Below are 15,182 nucleotides of genomic sequence, written 5' to 3' on the forward strand. Positions count from 1 at the left end.
ACGCGGGTATACTTTGCGAGTACATTATGACGCAGGAACAACTACGTTTGGCCGAAACCAAAGCGCAAACGGCGCATTGGCAACACTTTGGGCCTTACCTGACCGAACGCCAGTGGGGCACCGTGCGCGAGGATTACAGCCCCGAAGGCAACGCCTGGGACCACATTACCCACGACATGGCCCGCAGCTACGCCTACCGCTGGGGCGAAGAGGGCATCGGCGGCATTTCGGACCACCGCCAGTTGCTGTGCTTTTCGGTGGCGCTCTGGAACGAGCAGGACGGCATTCTGAAGGAGCGCCTGTTTGGCCTCACCAACGGGCAGGGCAACCACGGCGAAGACGTGAAGGAGTGCTATTACTACCTCGACAACACGCCCACGCACTCCTACATGAAGATGCTGTACAAGTATCCGCAGCAGGAGTTTCCGTACCTGGAGCTGGTGGAAGAAAACGCCCGCCGCACGCGCCACGAGCCCGAATACGAGCTGCACGAAACCGGCATTTTCGACGAAGGCCGCTACTTCGATGTGTTCATTGAGTACGCCAAAGCCGGCCCCGACGATATTCTGATTCAGCTGACGGCCCACAACCGCGGCCCCGAGGCGGCGCCCTTGCGCTTGCTGCCGCAGCTGTGGTTCCGCAACACCTGGGCCTGGGGCATCGACGACTACCGCCCCGCCATGCGCCAGCTCGCGCCCGGCGTGGTCCGGATCGACCACAAAGAGCTGGGCACGTATTGGCTGTACTGCGACGACGCGCCCGAGCTGCTGTTTTGCGACAACGATACCAACGGCGCCCGCCTCTACGACCTCGAAGCCACCGAGCTGTACTTCAAGGACGGCATCAACGACTACGTGGTGGAGGGCAACGCCGCGGCCGTGAACCCCGCCCGCGAGGGCACCAAAGTGGCTGCCCAGTACCGCGCCGTGGTAGCGCCGGGCAAGGCGCGAACAGTGCGGCTGCGCCTAAGCAAAACCGAGCACGCCAAGCCCTTCGCCGATTTTGCCGAGGTGCTGGCTTTGCGCCTGCGCGAGGCCGACGAGTTTTACGCCGAGCTGCAGGACAAGCTGCCCGATGGCGACGCCCAAAACATTCAGCGGCAAGCCCTGGCCGGCATGCTCTGGAGCAAGCAGTTTTACTACTACGACGTGGCCCAGTGGCTCGACGGCGACCCGGCCATGCTGGCCCCGCCCGCCGAGCGCCGCAACGGCCGCAACAACAACTGGCGCCACCTCTACAACGCCGACATCATCTCGATGCCCGACAAGTGGGAGTACCCGTGGTACGCTGCCTGGGACCTGGCCTTCCACTGCGTGCCCCTGGCTATGGTCGACCCGTACTTTGCCAAGGGCCAGCTGCGCCTGCTCACCCGCGACTGGTACCTGCACCCCAACGGCCAGCTGCCCGCCTACGAGTGGAATTTCGGCGACGTGAACCCGCCGGTGCACGCCTGGGCCACCTGGCGCGTGTACAAGATGGATAAAAAAGCGAACGGCGGCGTGGGCGACCTGCACTTCCTGGAGTCGGTGTTTCATCGCCTCACGCTCAACTTCACGTGGTGGGTAAACCGCAAAGACCGCAACAACCACAACATCTTCGAGGGCGGCTTCCTGGGTCTGGATAACATTGGGGTGTTCGACCGCTCGGCGCCGTTGCCCACCGGCGGCTACATCGAGCAGGCCGACGGCACCTCCTGGATGGCCATGTATGCGCTCAACCTCATGCGCATTGCCCTGGAGCTGGCCAAAACCAACCCCGTGTACCAGGACATTGCCAGCAAGTTTTTCGAGCACTTCCTCTACATCGCCGAGGCCATGACCAAGGCCGGCGACGGCTCATTTAATATGTGGGACGAGGAGGACGAGTTCTTCTACGACGTGCTGCACCTGCCCGACGATCAGCGCACCAAGCTAAAAGTGCGCTCCATTGTGGGGCTGATTCCGCTGTTTGCCGTGGAAGTGCTCGACGAGGAGCTGCTCGATGCCATGCCCGATTTCACGCGGCGCCTGCGCTGGATGTTCGAGAACCGCCCGCACCTGGCCGAGCTGGTATCGAGGTGGCAGGAGCCGGGCAAAGGCGAGCGGCACCTGCTATCGCTGCTGCGCGGCCACCGCATGAAAAAGCTGCTCGAGCGCATGCTCGATGAAACGGAGTTTTTGTCGGAATACGGCATCCGGGCCCTCTCGCGCTGCCACCGCGACAACCCCTACGTGTTCCGCACCCTCGATGCCGACTTTACCGTGACGTACGTGCCGGGCGAGTCGGAATCGGATTTGTTTGGCGGCAACTCCAACTGGCGCGGGCCCATCTGGTTTCCCATCAATTACCTCATCATCGAGTCGCTCAAGCGCTTCTATTTCTATTACGGCAAGGAGTTTAAGGTGGAGTACCCCACCGGCTCGGGCCAGCAGCACACCTTGCTGGAGGTAGCCACGGCCCTGGCCGGCCGGCTCAACAAGCTCTTCCTGCGCGATGAGAACGGCCACCGCCCGGCCCTCGGCAGCTCCGGGCTGCTGCAACACGACCCACACTTCCGCGACTACCTGCTCTTTCACGAGTACTTCCACGGCGACGACGGCCACGGCCTAGGTGCCAGCCACCAAACCGGCTGGACGGGCCTCATCGCGCGCCTGCTGCAAATGAACCCCGCACCCGAAACTACCCAAGCCCAGCAACCAGCCGTGGCAGGAGGAGCCGTGGGCAGCTAGGTTGTTTTCATCGGTTGTTCGCCCCTTAAAACTAACACCCACCTAGGCGCCTAGGTGGGTGTTGGTGTTAAGGGGCGTGTTGGTGTTACTTAGCCTGAACAAGCTTGTTCAGGCGTGGCTGAATCAGCCAAACCCCCGCCGGAAAAAACCACAGCAGCAGCAGGTCGGCCACAAACTCGCCAAACCCCACGGGGCGTTGTACCTCAGCGGCCTTGAGGCTGCGCGCCACTTGGTAGATGCTGTAAAAGATGCAGCCCATTGACAGCAGGTGCAACGGCACAATCAGCGCAGCCCAAGCGGGATTTACCTCTGACTGTTGAACTACGCCAGCTACCAAGGCCAAAATGGCAAGCATATAGACAACCGGGACCAGCAGGGCCAGGCGGATGCGGTTGGGGTGCGCCGCAACGGTACCGGGAAGCAGCCTGGACAATGTGGTTCCGGCCGCCCAATACCAAGCAAACAACACACTCATCATAAGCGAGGTAGATGCAACGAAGCCAGCCAGGAAGATTGACATATCCGGGCTAGCGCTACCAAACGACAGTGTGGTAGCCACTGCTTGTATAAGAAAGGGAGCGATAAAGCTTAGCAAGAAGAGTTGCCAATGCTTTAGGGAAAGGAGAAAGCGCGCCATGCGGATTGCGGAACGGTAACGATATCAGCTTGCAAAACAGCTCGAAAAATGGCCCTTGAGCGCCAGTAATTGCATCAGGTGTTGGGCTGCGGCAAATACCCGTTGTTCAGCAACTCGCCGGGCGCAATGCCGAGCCGTTGCAAGAATTCCAGGCATTCCTCCCGTAGCTGCTCCAGGTTGCGCTGCCCCAGGTGGTCTTGTACTTCTACCTCCACAAACTGCTCGCCTGTGGCAAACAGGTCGAGGTGAATTTTGATGTGCCCTAGGCGGTAAATGCGGCGCGTTTTCTCGACCACACCCAGCACCGCGCGGCCCGCCAGTGCCTGGGTCAGTAGCTCGGGCGTGGGGTGTTGGTCGTAGCGGTACACGTGGGTGCGCTCGAGGCCGTGCGCGTCGGGCAGGCGCTCGTAGTGAATCAGGATGTGCTCGATGTTGCCTTCGCGCAGCTTAAGCTTGCCGCGGGAGGTGGCGTAGTAGGTGTCGCGCTGGTGGTCGGTGCCGATGAAATGCGCCCCTAGGTGGTCGAGCACTGCCGCGAGCGGGGCCGCATCGGAGCAGCGGGCTTTGGCCGAAAAGTCCTGGTAGCGGTGGGCGGGTGCAGCACTGCTCATGTGTCGGAGAAGGTTGGCCAAAGCTGGTGCTTAGGCAGATGAGCAACAGCGTGCCTAGGTAAAGCTAAAAACAAAACGGCCGGGCAGGGTGCCCGGCCGTTGTAAGGCGTAGCGAAGCGGCGTGTTATTACTTCGACTTTTGCTCGATCAGGCTGATAACTTCTTTGTTGCCGCCGGTTTTGGCCGAGTTCAGGGCCGTGTTGCCCTGGCTGTCGGTGGCTTTGGCATCGGCGCCGCTGGCCAGCAGAAACTCCACCATGGCTTTGTCGCCGCGGGCGGCGGCGGCCATCAGGGCGGTTTCCAGGCCGGCATCTTTGGCGTTTACTTGCGCTTTATATTGCACGAGCTTCTTTACAATATCCAAATTGCCGTTGGTGGCAGCGGTAATCAGGTAAGTGGTTTTGAAGCCGGGCATTACTTCGATGGGCGTGTTGGCATCGGCGCCACCTTTGAGCAGGGCTTCCACTGTGGCAGCGTCGTTTTTCATCACTGCCTTAAACAAATCCTTGTTGGGGGCCTGGGCAGCACTCGTAAACACCACGCCCAGCAACAGGCCGAAAAGGAGAAGGAATTTTTTCATTGCAATAAGGTAAAGTAGGGCGGTGTAAGCCGTAAAAATACTACTTACCCGGTACAGCGCAATTCCTTATTTGCCGGGGCGGTTTAACAACCGGTCTTTCAGCCCGAAAAAACCAACAACCTGCGCAGGAGTTGCGCTACCAATTGCGCATAACCAACGCCGCCCTGGCCTATTGCTGTGGCCTGTTTGCCGCCCTAGGTGGCGGCGGGCTGCCGGGCCGCCATGCGCCGGCCAATGGCCTGGGCAATTACGCTGGCCAGCAATATCTGCAGGGCGTGGTAGAGCATGGTGGGCAGCAACAGTACGCCGGTAGCGGCCGTGCCCGCAAACAGCACCTTGGCCATTACGGTACCGTGCACCAACGACTTTTTGGAGCCGCAGAACAAGGCCGTAATCTGGTCGTCGGCCGTAAAGCCCAGTAGTTTGCTTACGCCGATGATAACGGCATACACCACGGCAAACAGCGCCACCATACCCAAGGCCAGCAGCAGCAGATCGGTGGTACGGATGCCGCGGAACACATCTTCGGCAAACGACTCGCAAAACGAGGTGTACACCATCAGCAGAATGATGCTCTGATCGAACAGCCGCAGGCCCTGCTTATGGCGCTCGGCCCAGGCACCTAGGCGCCCGTGCAGCAGCACGCCCCCCACCACCGGCAGCAGCACCTGCAGGGCCAGATCGGTAGCCATGCCACTTAGGTTGTGCCCCCCGTTGCCGCCCGCCTGCAGCACTGCACTCACCCACAACGGCGTGAGCACAATGCCCAGCAGGCTGGATATGCTGGCGTTGAAGATGGCGCCGGGCAAATTGCCGCCCGCAATGCTCACCATTACTACCGAGGTAGATACCGTGCTGGGCAGCGTGCACAGGTAGAACACGCTGGCCCACAGCGCTTGGCCGGCTTCGGGGCCAAACCACGGGCGCACGGCCAGGGCCAGCAGCGGAAACACCCCGAACGTGACGAGCTGCACCACGGCATGCAGGCGCCAGTTGCGCATGCCGGCTTTCAGCTTTTCGGGGCTGAGCCGCAGCCCGTACAGGAAGAAGATAGCCGCCACGCCCAGGGTGGTGATGCGCCGCCACGGCACCGGGCTGCTGTTGCTGCCAATGCCCGGTGCCAGGTACGCCAGCACCACCACGGCAATCAGCCCGAAGAAAAACCAATCGAGGCCGAGGCGGGTGAGGAAGGTGCCCGGGCGGTTTGGCGGCGTGGCGGAGGCAGGAGCAGATGGCATAGCAAATAGCCGGCAGGTGCCGGGCGCTGCAAGCTTACGCAGAACCTAGGCAAACCGCCGCCCTACGGGCCTACACCAGCCGGCCGGTTACGCGCAAAATCAGCAGCACAATAGCCACGGCCAGCATGGCCACAATCAGGGTGCTGGCCCACTTGGGGCGGCTGTACGTGGGGTAGAGGCCCATCAGGGCAAAGCCCGTGAACAGGGCCGCCGAGCTGGCGATGCGCGGCCAGGTGGTGCCGCCGTTCTGCAAGTTCAGGATGAGCGAAACGGCAATGGCGCCGGCAGCAAGCCAGTACAGGTAACGCGTGCGGGAGGCAGAGGAGAAGGCCATGCAAAATATCAGATGCTAAAGCGAAGGATGTAGCCGAACCGGGTGGGGTTGCGCCCCCAAACCCAGCTGTAGCAGGCGCATGCGGTGGTAGCGCTGCAACACAATGGGGTAAAAGTTGCCGATGAGGTTGCCCACCGCGGCCCCGGCCGCCAAATCGTAGCGGCCCAGGTGCAGGAAATACGGCAGCAGCAGCAGTTGCGCCGCAAATGCCAGCAGGTGGCCGATTTCGGCGCCCTGCGTGTTATCGAGCAAAATGCCCAGCCGGGCCCGGCCGCCGCCGTAAAACGCCTGCCGCTGCCGGGGCTTGTGGTAGTAGGCCCAGCACAAAAATCGGCGGAGCCACTCCACCCGCAACGCGCGGTAAAGCCAGCTTACGTGGCTTGGGGCAACGCAATGGTAAAAGCCGGGGCCGAGCAAGCGGTGCACCGGCACCGCCAGGCCCAGCATCCCAAATACGCCGGCTACCGCGGTGGTGCACGCAAAGCCGCCCAGCCAAAAAGCCGCCGCCACCGAAGGCTGCCCCGGGTGCAGCAGCAAACCCTTGAGCGTGCTCCAGAGCGTGAGCAGCAACATGGCCGAAACCCACAGGTAAAAAGCTGATTTACCGAGCTTTTTCATGGCCGGAAGCTAACGATTTGCGCCCAGGTTTTACTCGGCCAACACCGGCGGGGCCGCAGCGTTGGTTTTGCGCAGCGGCAGCTCCGGAATCAGCAACGTGGCACCCAGGCCCAGCACCACCAACCCCATCGTAATCAGGTAAATGGTGCCGATTGCTTCGGTGAAGGCCAGCCGAACGGCCGGGGTGGCTTGCCCGCCAGCCGTGGTGGTTGCAGCCGGCAAAGCGGGGCCTTCGCCGATGGCGCTGTGCGCGGCAGCGGGCGAGCTGGCCGTGGCTGCTGGGGCCGGCAGCGCCGTGGCCAGCTGCAGCGTAAGCACCGTGCCGAGCAGCGCAGCGGCCACCACGCCGCCAATCTGCCGGAAAAACTGGCTCGCCGAGGTGGCTTGCCCGATCAGGCGCGGCTCGGTAGCGTTCTGAACCGCAAGGGTATACAGCGGCATGCTCGGGCCCACGCCCACGCCGCACACAAACACGTATAGCAGCACCTGCCAGTAAGTGGTAGCGGCCGAAAGCGTGGTCATCAGCCCCAGCCCCACCAGCAGCAGCGCGCCGCCAGCCAGCATCCAGCGCTTGTAGTGCCCGCCCCGCCGCGATACCATTTGCCCCGCCACGTTGGAGCCCGTAACCACACCTAGGGAAAGCGGAATCAAACTCATGCCGGCCCGGGTGGCCGAGGTGCCCAGCACATTCACCATAAACAGCGGCTCGAAAATGATGATGCTCAGGAAAGTGCCGCCCAGCAGAAACAACGCCGCGTTGGCCGAGCGAAACACCTTGTTGTCGAACAAGTTGAAATCGAGGATGGGATGCTCGGAGCGCACCGAGCGCAACACAAACAAGGCTAGCAGCGCCGCCGCCGTGCCCAGCAACCCCAGGGTGGGGGCCGATGCCCAGGGATAAATAGCCTTGTTGAGCTGCAGGGCCACAATAAGGGCACCCACGCCGCCGATGAGCAGCAGGGCCGCCAGCACATCGAGGCGGGTGCTGGCGCCGGTGGGACGCAGCTTGGGCATGTTCTTTAGGATAAACCACAGGGCCACGGCACCTAGGGGCAGGTTCACGTAGAACACCAGCCGCCAGCCGGCCACGCCGGGCAGCAGGTTGTCGCCTAGGTCGGTGAGCAGCCCGCCCAGGAAGGGACCCAGCACCGACGAAATGCCGAACACTGCGCCCACGTAGCCCTGGTACCGGCCGCGCTCGGCCGGCGGAAACAAATCGGCAATGATGATGAAAGCCAGGGCAAACAGCCCCGCGCCGCCAAAGCCCTGCACCACCCGAAAGAAGATAAGCTGGCTCATGCCGTCGCCGAGCAGCGGCAACGGGCCGAACTCGCCGGCCAGCCCGCACAGCGCCGAGCCCAGCAAAAACACCGATACGGCCACGATTTCGATGTTGCGCCGCGGGAAGGTATCGGCCAGCTTGCCGTAAATGGGCACCAGCGCGGTGCTGGCCGCCAGGTAGGCCGTAGCTACCCACGTAAACCGGTCGAGCCCCTGCAAATCGGCCACAATGCGCGGCAGCGCCGTCGATACGATGGTTTGATCGAGCGCCCCCAGAAACATGGCAATCAGTACGCCGGCCAGGGTGAGCATTCGGTCGCGGTGCGTAAGCGGGTGGTGCATTGGGCTTGGGGTTGCTGAAGCCTTGCATACGTAAGATGCGCAGGCGGGAGTGCTACAACGGCCGCGAAGAAGCATAATCGGCCCGACACACCGGCTATCTTTACGGCCTTTTATGGAACACCTCGACGCTACGCTGGCGCTGCTTTGTGCCTTTGCTTTTCTGGCTGGTTTTGTTGACTCGATCGTGGGCGGCGGCGGGCTGATTCAGCTGCCCGCCATGCTGCTGCTGCTGAAGGGCGTGCCGGTGCCCACGGTGCTCGGCACGGGCAAGGTATCGTCGGTGGCCGGTACGGCGGCGGCGCTGCGGCGCTACGCCGGGCAGGTGCCCATTCGGTGGCGGGCAGTAGGGGCGGCGGCCGTTGCGGCCGGGCTGTTTTCGTTTTTGGGGGCGCGGGTGGTTTCGCTGCTGCCCTCGGAGCTGCTGCGGCCGCTGGTGCTGGGCTTGCTGGTGGTTATTGCCATCTACACCTTTTGGCGCAAAGATTTCGGCACCCTCCACGCGCCGCGCCTCCCCGAAAGCCGCGAGCCGTACTACGGCGTGCTCATCGGCGTGCTAATCGGGTTTTACGACGGGTTTTTCGGGCCCGGTACCGGCAGCTTTCTGCTGTTTGCCTTTGTCGGGGTTTTTGGCTACAACTTCCTCAGCGCGTCGGCTTCGGCCAAGGTGGTGAACGTGGCCACCAACCTCACGGCCCTGGCTTATTTCGCTTACACCGGGCATATTCTGTGGCAAGTGGCCCTGCCCATGGCCGCCTGCAACATGCTGGGCTCCAGCCTAGGTGCGCGCACGGCCCTCAAGCAAGGGGTGGGCTTTGTGCGGGTGCTTTTCCTGGCGGTGGTCGGCGGCATCATCCTCAAGCTCGGCGCTGATACGTTCGGACTGCGTTTGTAACCGAGGCAGGCAGCGCGGTGTAGCGCGGGCTTTAGCCCGCGTGTGCCAGAATGGCTGGCGTTAGGGCAGAACCGCGCACATACAATCGTTTACGCAAACGCGGGCTGAAGCCCACGCTACATTCCTAGGTACAGAAGTTACTATCCGCGGACGCGGACTACAACCGAAGGTCGGCGTAGCCAAAGTCCGTGCTACGGCCGCGTTACAACCAAAAAACCGGCCCGGCCGCACCAATTGGTGCGGCCGGGCCGGTTTTTTGGTTGTGCCTGGGTTACTCCTCGCCGCGGCCGGGCGGCAGGCCGGGTACGGCGTTGCCTTGGTTGCCCTGCGTGTTCGGAATACCCATTTTCTTCTCGCGGGCTTTCTGGTACTTATCGAACTGCGCGGCCGTCAGCACGTCCTTGAGCGCAGCCATGCGCGACTGGCCAATGTCTTCGATTATCACGTTCAGCTTGCGCAAATCGGCCCGGTGGCGGATGCGGGCTTCCTCTACCTGCCGCACGCTGCGCAGGTTTATCTGCCGTACTTTTTCTTCCTGCTGCGGGCTCAGGGCCAGGGCTTGCTTCAGGCCTTGCGTAAGGCCGTTGGCTTGCGCCTCAATTTTGGCATCGTCGAGCTTGGGAGCGGGCGCTGTTTGCGTGGCAGAGCCCCGGGTTTTGCCGGTGGCATCGGCCGGTTTGGGCTTGGTGGTAGCCGTTTGGGCCCAGGCAGTGGGGGCAGCCGCCAGCAGCACGGCGGCCAGCAAAATCGATTTCGTGAGAGTGTTCATCGCGTTCGGTAAGCAAAGGGGCCAACGCTTGGCGTTGGCGCGCAGCACTGCGAAAATAGCGTGCCAGAGTTCTTTCGGTTGCTAAACGCTGCCGAGGCCGCATTTATTCCCAAGCTCGGCCACAAGTTGGGGCAGTTCGCCCTAGGTGCCTGTAACCTTTCGGGTAGCTAAGCAATAGAAGGAAGCATGAAGCAGCAATCCTCCCGCAATACCTGGCTCAAAGCCGCCGGCATAGGTGCCGCCGTAGCAGCCGCTGCCCTTTGGGCCAACCGCCGTGGTTCGTACGACTTGCGCGGCAAAGTAGTGCTGATAACCGGCGGTTCGCGCGGCCTCGGGCTGGTACTGGCCCGGCAGGCCGCCGCCGAGGGTGCCCGCGTGGCCATCTGCGCCCGCGACGCCGACGAGCTGGAGCGCGCCCGCAAGGAGCTGCTGGCCGAGGGCACCGAAATTCTGGCCCTGTCGCGCGACCTCAGCGACGAAACCGAGGTGCGCACCATGGTGGCCGAGGTGCGCAACGAGTTGGGCCCGATTGACGTGCTCATCAACAACGCCGGCATCATCACGGGCGGCCCGCTCGAGCACATGGATGTGCGCGACTACCAGGAGTCGATGGACATCCACTTCTGGGCCGCGCTGCACGCCATGTACGCCGTGCTACCCGACATGAAGCGCCGCCGCGAAGGGCGCATCATCAACATTGCCTCGGTAGGAGGCAAGGTAGCCGTGCCGCACCTGGCGCCTTACTGCGCCAGCAAATTTGCTTTGGTGGGCTTGTCCGAAGGCTTTCGGGCCGAGCTACTGCGCTACGGCGTGTACGTTACTACCGTGTGCCCGGGCCTGATGCGCACCGGCTCGCCGCGCCAGGCCATCGTGAAAGGGCAGCACTTGCTGGAGTTTGCCTGGTTTATGGTGGCCGACTCGCTGCCGGTGCTTACCGTAAGCGCCCAGTACGCGGCCCGGCAAGTGTGGAATGCGGCCCGCCGCGGCGACGCGGAGCTGATTCTGGGGATGCCGGCCAAAATCATTTCGTTGCTCCACGGCATCGCGCCGGGCACCGTGGCCAACGTGCTCAGCATGGCCAACCGGAGCCTGCCCGGGCCCACCGGCGAGGCGGGCAACGAGCGGCGGCGCGGGTTCGAGAGCGAATCGGCTGTTACCAGATCGTGGCTGACCACGCTTACGCGCAAGGCCGAACGCGAAAACAACGAGCTGAACAACCACTCGCCGTATCCGGCTTAAAGCGCAGATCCTTACCTCGTCAGAAAAAAAATAGCCGGGTTTGCGTTTCAATCCGGCAAAACTCTTCCCATCTTTACCCCATGCACCTGTTCAGCCAGTCGTACTATTATTATTACCCGACCTGCCAGCCCTCCGGCTTCGGCAACGGTCGTGTATGTACGACGGCATCCGAGCAGACTTACTAACGTCTCCGCGAAACCGCTTCATACCGCCCCCGTCCGATAGCCGGACGGGGGCTTTTTGTTTTTACCCCACTTCAAACCCTAGGTGCCATGCAAGCCCCCCTCCAACAACACTACGACCAGTACACCGCCGAAGACCGCCAGGTGTGGCAACTGCTCTTTGAACGCCAGCTGCAAGCCTTGCCGGGCCGCGCTGCCCCGGAGTTTATGGAAGGCCTGGCGCGCATCGGCTTCACCGCCGACCGCATTCCGGATTTTCGGCAGGTAAATCCGTTGCTCCGTCGCCTCACGGGCTGGGAGCTGGTAGCCGTGCCCGGCATTGTGGACGATGCCGCGTTCTTTGGCATGCTGGCCGCCAAGCAGTTTCCGGCCACCACCTGGCTGCGCAAGCTTTCGGAGCTCGACTACCTGGAGGAGCCCGATATGTTTCACGACGTGTTCGGCCACGTGCCCTTGCTCACCAACGCCGAGTTTTGCCGCTTCTTGCACCAGCTAGGCCACATTGGGCTGCGCCACGCCTCCGACCCGGCTGCCGTGGAGCTGCTGGCGCGCCTGTACTGGTTTACGGTTGAGTTCGGCCTGATTCGCGACGCGGGCAGCGGCGAGGCGCGCATCTACGGTGCGGGTATTCTGTCGTCGGCGGGCGAAACGCGCTTCAGCCTCGGCGAGGAACCCCTGCGCCTGCCTTTCAGCGTGCCCACCGTGCTCGATACCGCCTTCCGCAAAGACGAGTTCCAGACCAACTACTTCGTGCTGGAGTCGCTCGATCAGCTGTACGCTACCCTGCCGCAGGTGCAACAGGTTCTGCGCGAAGCCATTGTAACCGAAGCCTAGCCGCCTTCATTGGCCGCTAGCAAAGCCGCCCCCAGGTGTTTCCGAACCTGGGGGCGGCTTTTTGTTGGACCGGCACCTAGGGAAACCGGAAAACAAAAAAACGCCCGACCGCGCAGCGGTCGGGCGTCCCCGTTGGGTGGAGCCAACGGGACTTGGAAAATCGTTAAGCTTAGTGAGCGAAGGTGCTCACGTAGCTGGTGGCGTTGGCACCTTCGCCTTCGGTCATTTTCAGGCGGAGGGTGTTAGCCGAAAGTTCTTCTACTGCGAACGTGCGCTCCGAGTCGCCAACCTTTACGGTCAGGGTCTTGGCATCTTCGCTGAGCGTGTACGAGCCGGACTTTTGTTGGTCGGCCTGGGGGTTGGCTTTGGTAGCACCCTCGTCGAGCACGTAGCGGCCGTCGGTGGTAAACTGGGTAAGGTTGTCGCGCAACGTGGTTTTCATGTGCGCAAACATGCTGGTGGTTACAGCCTCTTTGGCCCCAGCCGGGGTCGAAACGGTGGCAAGGTCCGTCATATGCCATTGTCCTGCTGCAAGTAATTGCTGCGGGGTCTGCTGCACCTGTGCTTCGGCTTTAGCGGTGGGCTGCGCTACTTCTTCCAATTCTTTCTCACACGATGCCAAGCCAGTAAGGGCCAGCGCCAAGCTCAGGTAAACGGGCAGTTTCTTCATGAAAACAGGTAATGGGTTTGGTGAAGAAAAATGAGCAACTACACTCAGGCTTTTTTGCATTCTGTACACTTTCCAACTTCTCGCCTCAAGGGGTTTCTACCGCCCTTCGTCGCCGTTGACAATGCTAAACTAGAAAACGTTTTTCAGACTTTCGCGGAAAAAGCCAATAATTCAAACATTATGTTCGGAAAGTGCCATACTATTTTATATTGTACTTTATTACGTCCGTAAAATACAAAAGCTGCCAGCGTAAAACGCTAAGCAGCTTTTGGTTAAAGGCTGTTTGTAAACTTACGCCCTAGGTGCCTTTTTGGCAAATAGGGCAGAAGTAGGTAGCACGCCCGCCTACATACTTTTTTACTATTGTAGTTTGGTCGGTGGGGCAGCGCTTGTAATCGTCGGAATTGGGTACGGGGTAGGGCTGCCACTCACGGGCATGTATAATAAAAGAAAGAGGGAAGCGTTGGTAGCTGGCTTCGTGCCCGATGGCCGTGCGCAATACCAGCTGTATGGCCGCGTGCAGGCGGGTTACTTCAGCGTGGGACAGGGAGGCCGCCACTCGCTCGGGGTGGATGCCGGCCTGAAACAAAACCTCATCGACAATCCAGTTGCCGAGGCCGGCGGTAAGGCGCTGATCGAGCAGCACGGGTTTGATCAGGGTTTTCTTACGGGCCAAGGCCGTGGCCAACTCGTCGGGCGTCAGGTCGAGGGCATCGGGCCCTAGGTGCTTTTCGCGCTGGTAGGCGGCCACGCTGCTGGCCACCCGGATACGGCCGAACTTGCGCGGATCGATAAAGGCCACGCGCAAGCCGTCGGCCAGGTGCAGGGCTACGCGGGTAAACCGCGGCCGGTCGTGCTGGTCGCGGTAGGCGCCTACGTCGCCCGTCATGCCAAAGTGCAGCACCAGCGCCTGCCCGTTCGAAAGCTCCAGGAAGCAGTTTTTACCCAGGCGCCGCGTGGCCGTGACGGTGGCGCCTACCACGGCGGCGCGCAGGTCGTCCTCCTTCACGGCCAGCACTTTGGCGTCGAGCACCTCCAGGGCAACAACGCGCTGGCCCACGACAAGCTCATCCAGAAAGCGGCGGTAGGTTTCTACTTCGGGTAACTCGGGCATATGAATCGGTTGTCGGTACAGCGAGGTAGGAGCCGGAGCACACAAGGCGCTCCAAGCCCGACCTTATACACTACCAACGCAGCGCGCAAAGTGTTCCGCAAAGCTCAACTGCGCGCGCAACCGGCTTTCAGCCAGCGCGTTCGAAACTGACAACTGACAACTGACAACTGACAACTGCCTACAGCTGAAGCTGGCCTTCAACCAACACCACGGCAGCTCCGCTGATTTGCACGGTTTCGATGGCCTCGCGGCTGCCCACCACGCGCACTTGCACCGTGCCGGGGCGGTTCATCCAGTGGCCTTGCTCGGCTACAAAATCGGGGCCGGGCAGGTGGTTGTAGTGCCAGAGGTAGGCGGCCATGGCGCCGGTGGCCGAACCTGTTACGGGGTCTTCCATGATATCGGGCGGCGTGCCGAAGTGGCGGGCAAAGGTGCGGCCGGCCGGTGTTGCACCACCCAGGCAAAACAAGTGCGGGCTGAAGAAGTCGCTGTTGCTCCGGTACTTATTATATAAGTCAGCGTCAGGGGCCTGGGCGCGGCGCAGGGCGTCGTGGTCGCGCAGCAGCACCATGAGTTGCGGCGTGCCGGTGCTTACCGTTTGGATGGGGGCGCCGGGCAGCACGTCGTCGGGCACTAGGCCAAACAGCGGCATTACCACGGCGGGGTCGTGCACGGCGCCGAACACGGGGCGGCGCTGCGTCATGGTAACCTGCAGCGGGTGGGTAGCCGAGGCAGGCGTAATGTCGACCCCAATCGGCCCGTCGCGCAGCTCAAATTGCAAGGCTACCGGCCCGTTGGTGAGGGAGATGCGCCCGGCGTGCACCAGGGCGGCGGCCGTGGCAATGGTAGGGTGGCCGGCCAGCGGTATTTCCTCGGCAGGGGTAAAGTAGCGCACGGCTACATCGGCCACCGACGAGCGGCGCACAAACGCAGTTTCGGATTGGTTGAACTCGCGCGCCAGCCGCTGCATGGTTTCGGCGGAGAGGTCGTCGGCATCGAGTACCACGGCGCACGGGTTGCCGCCCATAGGCCGCGTGGTAAAAGCATCGACAAGCAGAAAAGGATAAGCGGGCATATGCGGAGCGGTTTGGATGAGGTGCAGCAATGATAAGCCTCACCGGCCAGATGCTGTG

General features: G+C 62.0%; 15 protein-coding genes. 4 read left to right on the forward strand and 11 right to left on the reverse strand.

Annotation, left to right across the window (positions count from 1 at the left end; all coding sequences use genetic code 11):
* The first annotated feature begins 26 nt into the window (after positions 1-26).
* Entirely contained in the window at positions 27-2,708 is a 2,682-nt protein-coding gene (locus OIS50_RS03320; protein ID WP_264692906.1) for an MGH1-like glycoside hydrolase domain-containing protein, read from the forward strand.
* 85 nt (positions 2,709-2,793) lie between these two features.
* Here OIS50_RS03320 and OIS50_RS03325 read toward each other — a convergent pair whose 3' ends face one another.
* From OIS50_RS03325 to OIS50_RS03355, 7 genes are all read right to left on the reverse strand, one after another.
* Complete coding sequence (locus tag OIS50_RS03325; protein ID WP_264692907.1) at positions 2,794-3,345, reverse strand: hypothetical protein; 552 nt, start codon at positions 3,343-3,345, stop codon at positions 2,794-2,796.
* Positions 3,346-3,419: 74 nt separating this feature from the next.
* Positions 3,420-3,956 (reverse strand): class IV adenylate cyclase, encoded by a 537-nt coding sequence (locus OIS50_RS03330; RefSeq protein ID WP_264692908.1) that lies wholly within the window; start codon positions 3,954-3,956, stop codon positions 3,420-3,422.
* Positions 3,957-4,083: 127 nt separating this feature from the next.
* Positions 4,084-4,536, reverse strand: coding sequence for an ankyrin repeat domain-containing protein (locus OIS50_RS03335; protein WP_264692909.1), 453 nt, complete (start codon positions 4,534-4,536; stop codon positions 4,084-4,086).
* Positions 4,537-4,730: 194 nt separating this feature from the next.
* Positions 4,731-5,774: a bile acid:sodium symporter family protein gene (locus OIS50_RS03340; protein WP_264692910.1), complete on the reverse strand. Its 1,044-nt coding sequence runs from the start codon at positions 5,772-5,774 to the stop codon at positions 4,731-4,733.
* 70 nt (positions 5,775-5,844) lie between these two features.
* Positions 5,845-6,108, reverse strand: a complete 264-nt coding sequence (locus tag OIS50_RS03345) for a hypothetical protein (RefSeq protein WP_264692911.1) — start codon at positions 6,106-6,108, stop codon at positions 5,845-5,847.
* A gap of 15 nt (positions 6,109-6,123) precedes the next feature.
* Positions 6,124-6,726: a glycosyl-4,4'-diaponeurosporenoate acyltransferase CrtO family protein gene (locus OIS50_RS03350; RefSeq protein WP_264692912.1), complete on the reverse strand. Its 603-nt coding sequence runs from the start codon at positions 6,724-6,726 to the stop codon at positions 6,124-6,126.
* A 30-nt stretch (positions 6,727-6,756) separates the two neighbouring features.
* Positions 6,757-8,349, reverse strand: a complete 1,593-nt coding sequence (locus OIS50_RS03355) for an MDR family MFS transporter (protein ID WP_264692913.1) — start codon at positions 8,347-8,349, stop codon at positions 6,757-6,759.
* A gap of 112 nt (positions 8,350-8,461) precedes the next feature.
* Here OIS50_RS03355 and OIS50_RS03360 point away from each other — a divergent pair, with 112 nt between their 5' ends.
* Entirely contained in the window at positions 8,462-9,241 is a 780-nt protein-coding gene (locus tag OIS50_RS03360; RefSeq protein ID WP_264692914.1) for a sulfite exporter TauE/SafE family protein, read from the forward strand.
* A 271-nt stretch (positions 9,242-9,512) separates the two neighbouring features.
* On the opposite strand, the gene OIS50_RS03365 is transcribed toward OIS50_RS03360, so the two are convergent.
* Complete coding sequence (locus OIS50_RS03365; protein ID WP_264692915.1) at positions 9,513-10,010, reverse strand: hypothetical protein; 498 nt, start codon at positions 10,008-10,010, stop codon at positions 9,513-9,515.
* 186 nt (positions 10,011-10,196) lie between these two features.
* Here OIS50_RS03365 and OIS50_RS03370 point away from each other — a divergent pair, with 186 nt between their 5' ends.
* Both OIS50_RS03370 and phhA read left to right on the forward strand, forming a co-directional pair.
* Complete coding sequence (locus OIS50_RS03370) at positions 10,197-11,249, forward strand: SDR family NAD(P)-dependent oxidoreductase (protein WP_264692916.1); 1,053 nt, start codon at positions 10,197-10,199, stop codon at positions 11,247-11,249.
* A 272-nt stretch (positions 11,250-11,521) separates the two neighbouring features.
* Positions 11,522-12,265 (forward strand): phenylalanine 4-monooxygenase, encoded by a 744-nt coding sequence (gene phhA, locus OIS50_RS03375; RefSeq protein ID WP_264692917.1) that lies wholly within the window; start codon positions 11,522-11,524, stop codon positions 12,263-12,265.
* Between the two features lie 169 nt (positions 12,266-12,434).
* Here phhA and OIS50_RS03380 read toward each other — a convergent pair whose 3' ends face one another.
* The 3 genes from OIS50_RS03380 to OIS50_RS03390 all read right to left on the reverse strand — a co-directional run bounded on the left by OIS50_RS03380 (position 12,435) and on the right by OIS50_RS03390 (position 15,124).
* The gene (locus tag OIS50_RS03380) at positions 12,435-12,935 is read right to left on the reverse strand and encodes a lipocalin family protein (protein WP_264692918.1); all 501 of its coding nucleotides are present in this window, start codon (positions 12,933-12,935) and stop codon (positions 12,435-12,437) included.
* 298 nt (positions 12,936-13,233) lie between these two features.
* Positions 13,234-14,049: a DNA-formamidopyrimidine glycosylase gene (mutM, locus tag OIS50_RS03385; RefSeq protein WP_264692919.1), complete on the reverse strand. Its 816-nt coding sequence runs from the start codon at positions 14,047-14,049 to the stop codon at positions 13,234-13,236.
* Between the two features lie 178 nt (positions 14,050-14,227).
* Positions 14,228-15,124: a PhzF family phenazine biosynthesis protein gene (locus tag OIS50_RS03390; protein WP_264692920.1), complete on the reverse strand. Its 897-nt coding sequence runs from the start codon at positions 15,122-15,124 to the stop codon at positions 14,228-14,230.
* Positions 15,125-15,182: the final 58 nt, after the last annotated feature.

The sequence above is a fragment of the Hymenobacter sp. YIM 151858-1 genome, from assembly GCF_025979705.1.
Lineage (GTDB): Bacteria > Bacteroidota > Bacteroidia > Cytophagales > Hymenobacteraceae > Solirubrum.

Coding starts and splice junctions, on each gene's coding strand:
- OIS50_RS03320 (WP_264692906.1), top strand. CDS start 27: ATGACGCAGGAACAACTACGTTTGGCCGAAACCAAAGCGCAAACGGCG.
- OIS50_RS03325 (WP_264692907.1), bottom strand. CDS start 3,345: ATGGCGCGCTTTCTCCTTTCCCTAAAGCATTGGCAACTCTTCTTGCTA.
- OIS50_RS03330 (WP_264692908.1), bottom strand. CDS start 3,956: ATGAGCAGTGCTGCACCCGCCCACCGCTACCAGGACTTTTCGGCCAAA.
- OIS50_RS03335 (WP_264692909.1), bottom strand. CDS start 4,536: ATGAAAAAATTCCTTCTCCTTTTCGGCCTGTTGCTGGGCGTGGTGTTT.
- OIS50_RS03340 (WP_264692910.1), bottom strand. CDS start 5,774: ATGCCATCTGCTCCTGCCTCCGCCACGCCGCCAAACCGCCCGGGCACC.
- OIS50_RS03345 (WP_264692911.1), bottom strand. CDS start 6,108: ATGGCCTTCTCCTCTGCCTCCCGCACGCGTTACCTGTACTGGCTTGCT.
- OIS50_RS03350 (WP_264692912.1), bottom strand. CDS start 6,726: ATGAAAAAGCTCGGTAAATCAGCTTTTTACCTGTGGGTTTCGGCCATG.
- OIS50_RS03355 (WP_264692913.1), bottom strand. CDS start 8,349: ATGCACCACCCGCTTACGCACCGCGACCGAATGCTCACCCTGGCCGGC.
- OIS50_RS03360 (WP_264692914.1), top strand. CDS start 8,462: ATGGAACACCTCGACGCTACGCTGGCGCTGCTTTGTGCCTTTGCTTTT.
- OIS50_RS03365 (WP_264692915.1), bottom strand. CDS start 10,010: ATGAACACTCTCACGAAATCGATTTTGCTGGCCGCCGTGCTGCTGGCG.
- OIS50_RS03370 (WP_264692916.1), top strand. CDS start 10,197: ATGAAGCAGCAATCCTCCCGCAATACCTGGCTCAAAGCCGCCGGCATA.
- phhA (WP_264692917.1), top strand. CDS start 11,522: ATGCAAGCCCCCCTCCAACAACACTACGACCAGTACACCGCCGAAGAC.
- OIS50_RS03380 (WP_264692918.1), bottom strand. CDS start 12,935: ATGAAGAAACTGCCCGTTTACCTGAGCTTGGCGCTGGCCCTTACTGGC.
- mutM (WP_264692919.1), bottom strand. CDS start 14,049: ATGCCCGAGTTACCCGAAGTAGAAACCTACCGCCGCTTTCTGGATGAG.
- OIS50_RS03390 (WP_264692920.1), bottom strand. CDS start 15,124: ATGCCCGCTTATCCTTTTCTGCTTGTCGATGCTTTTACCACGCGGCCT.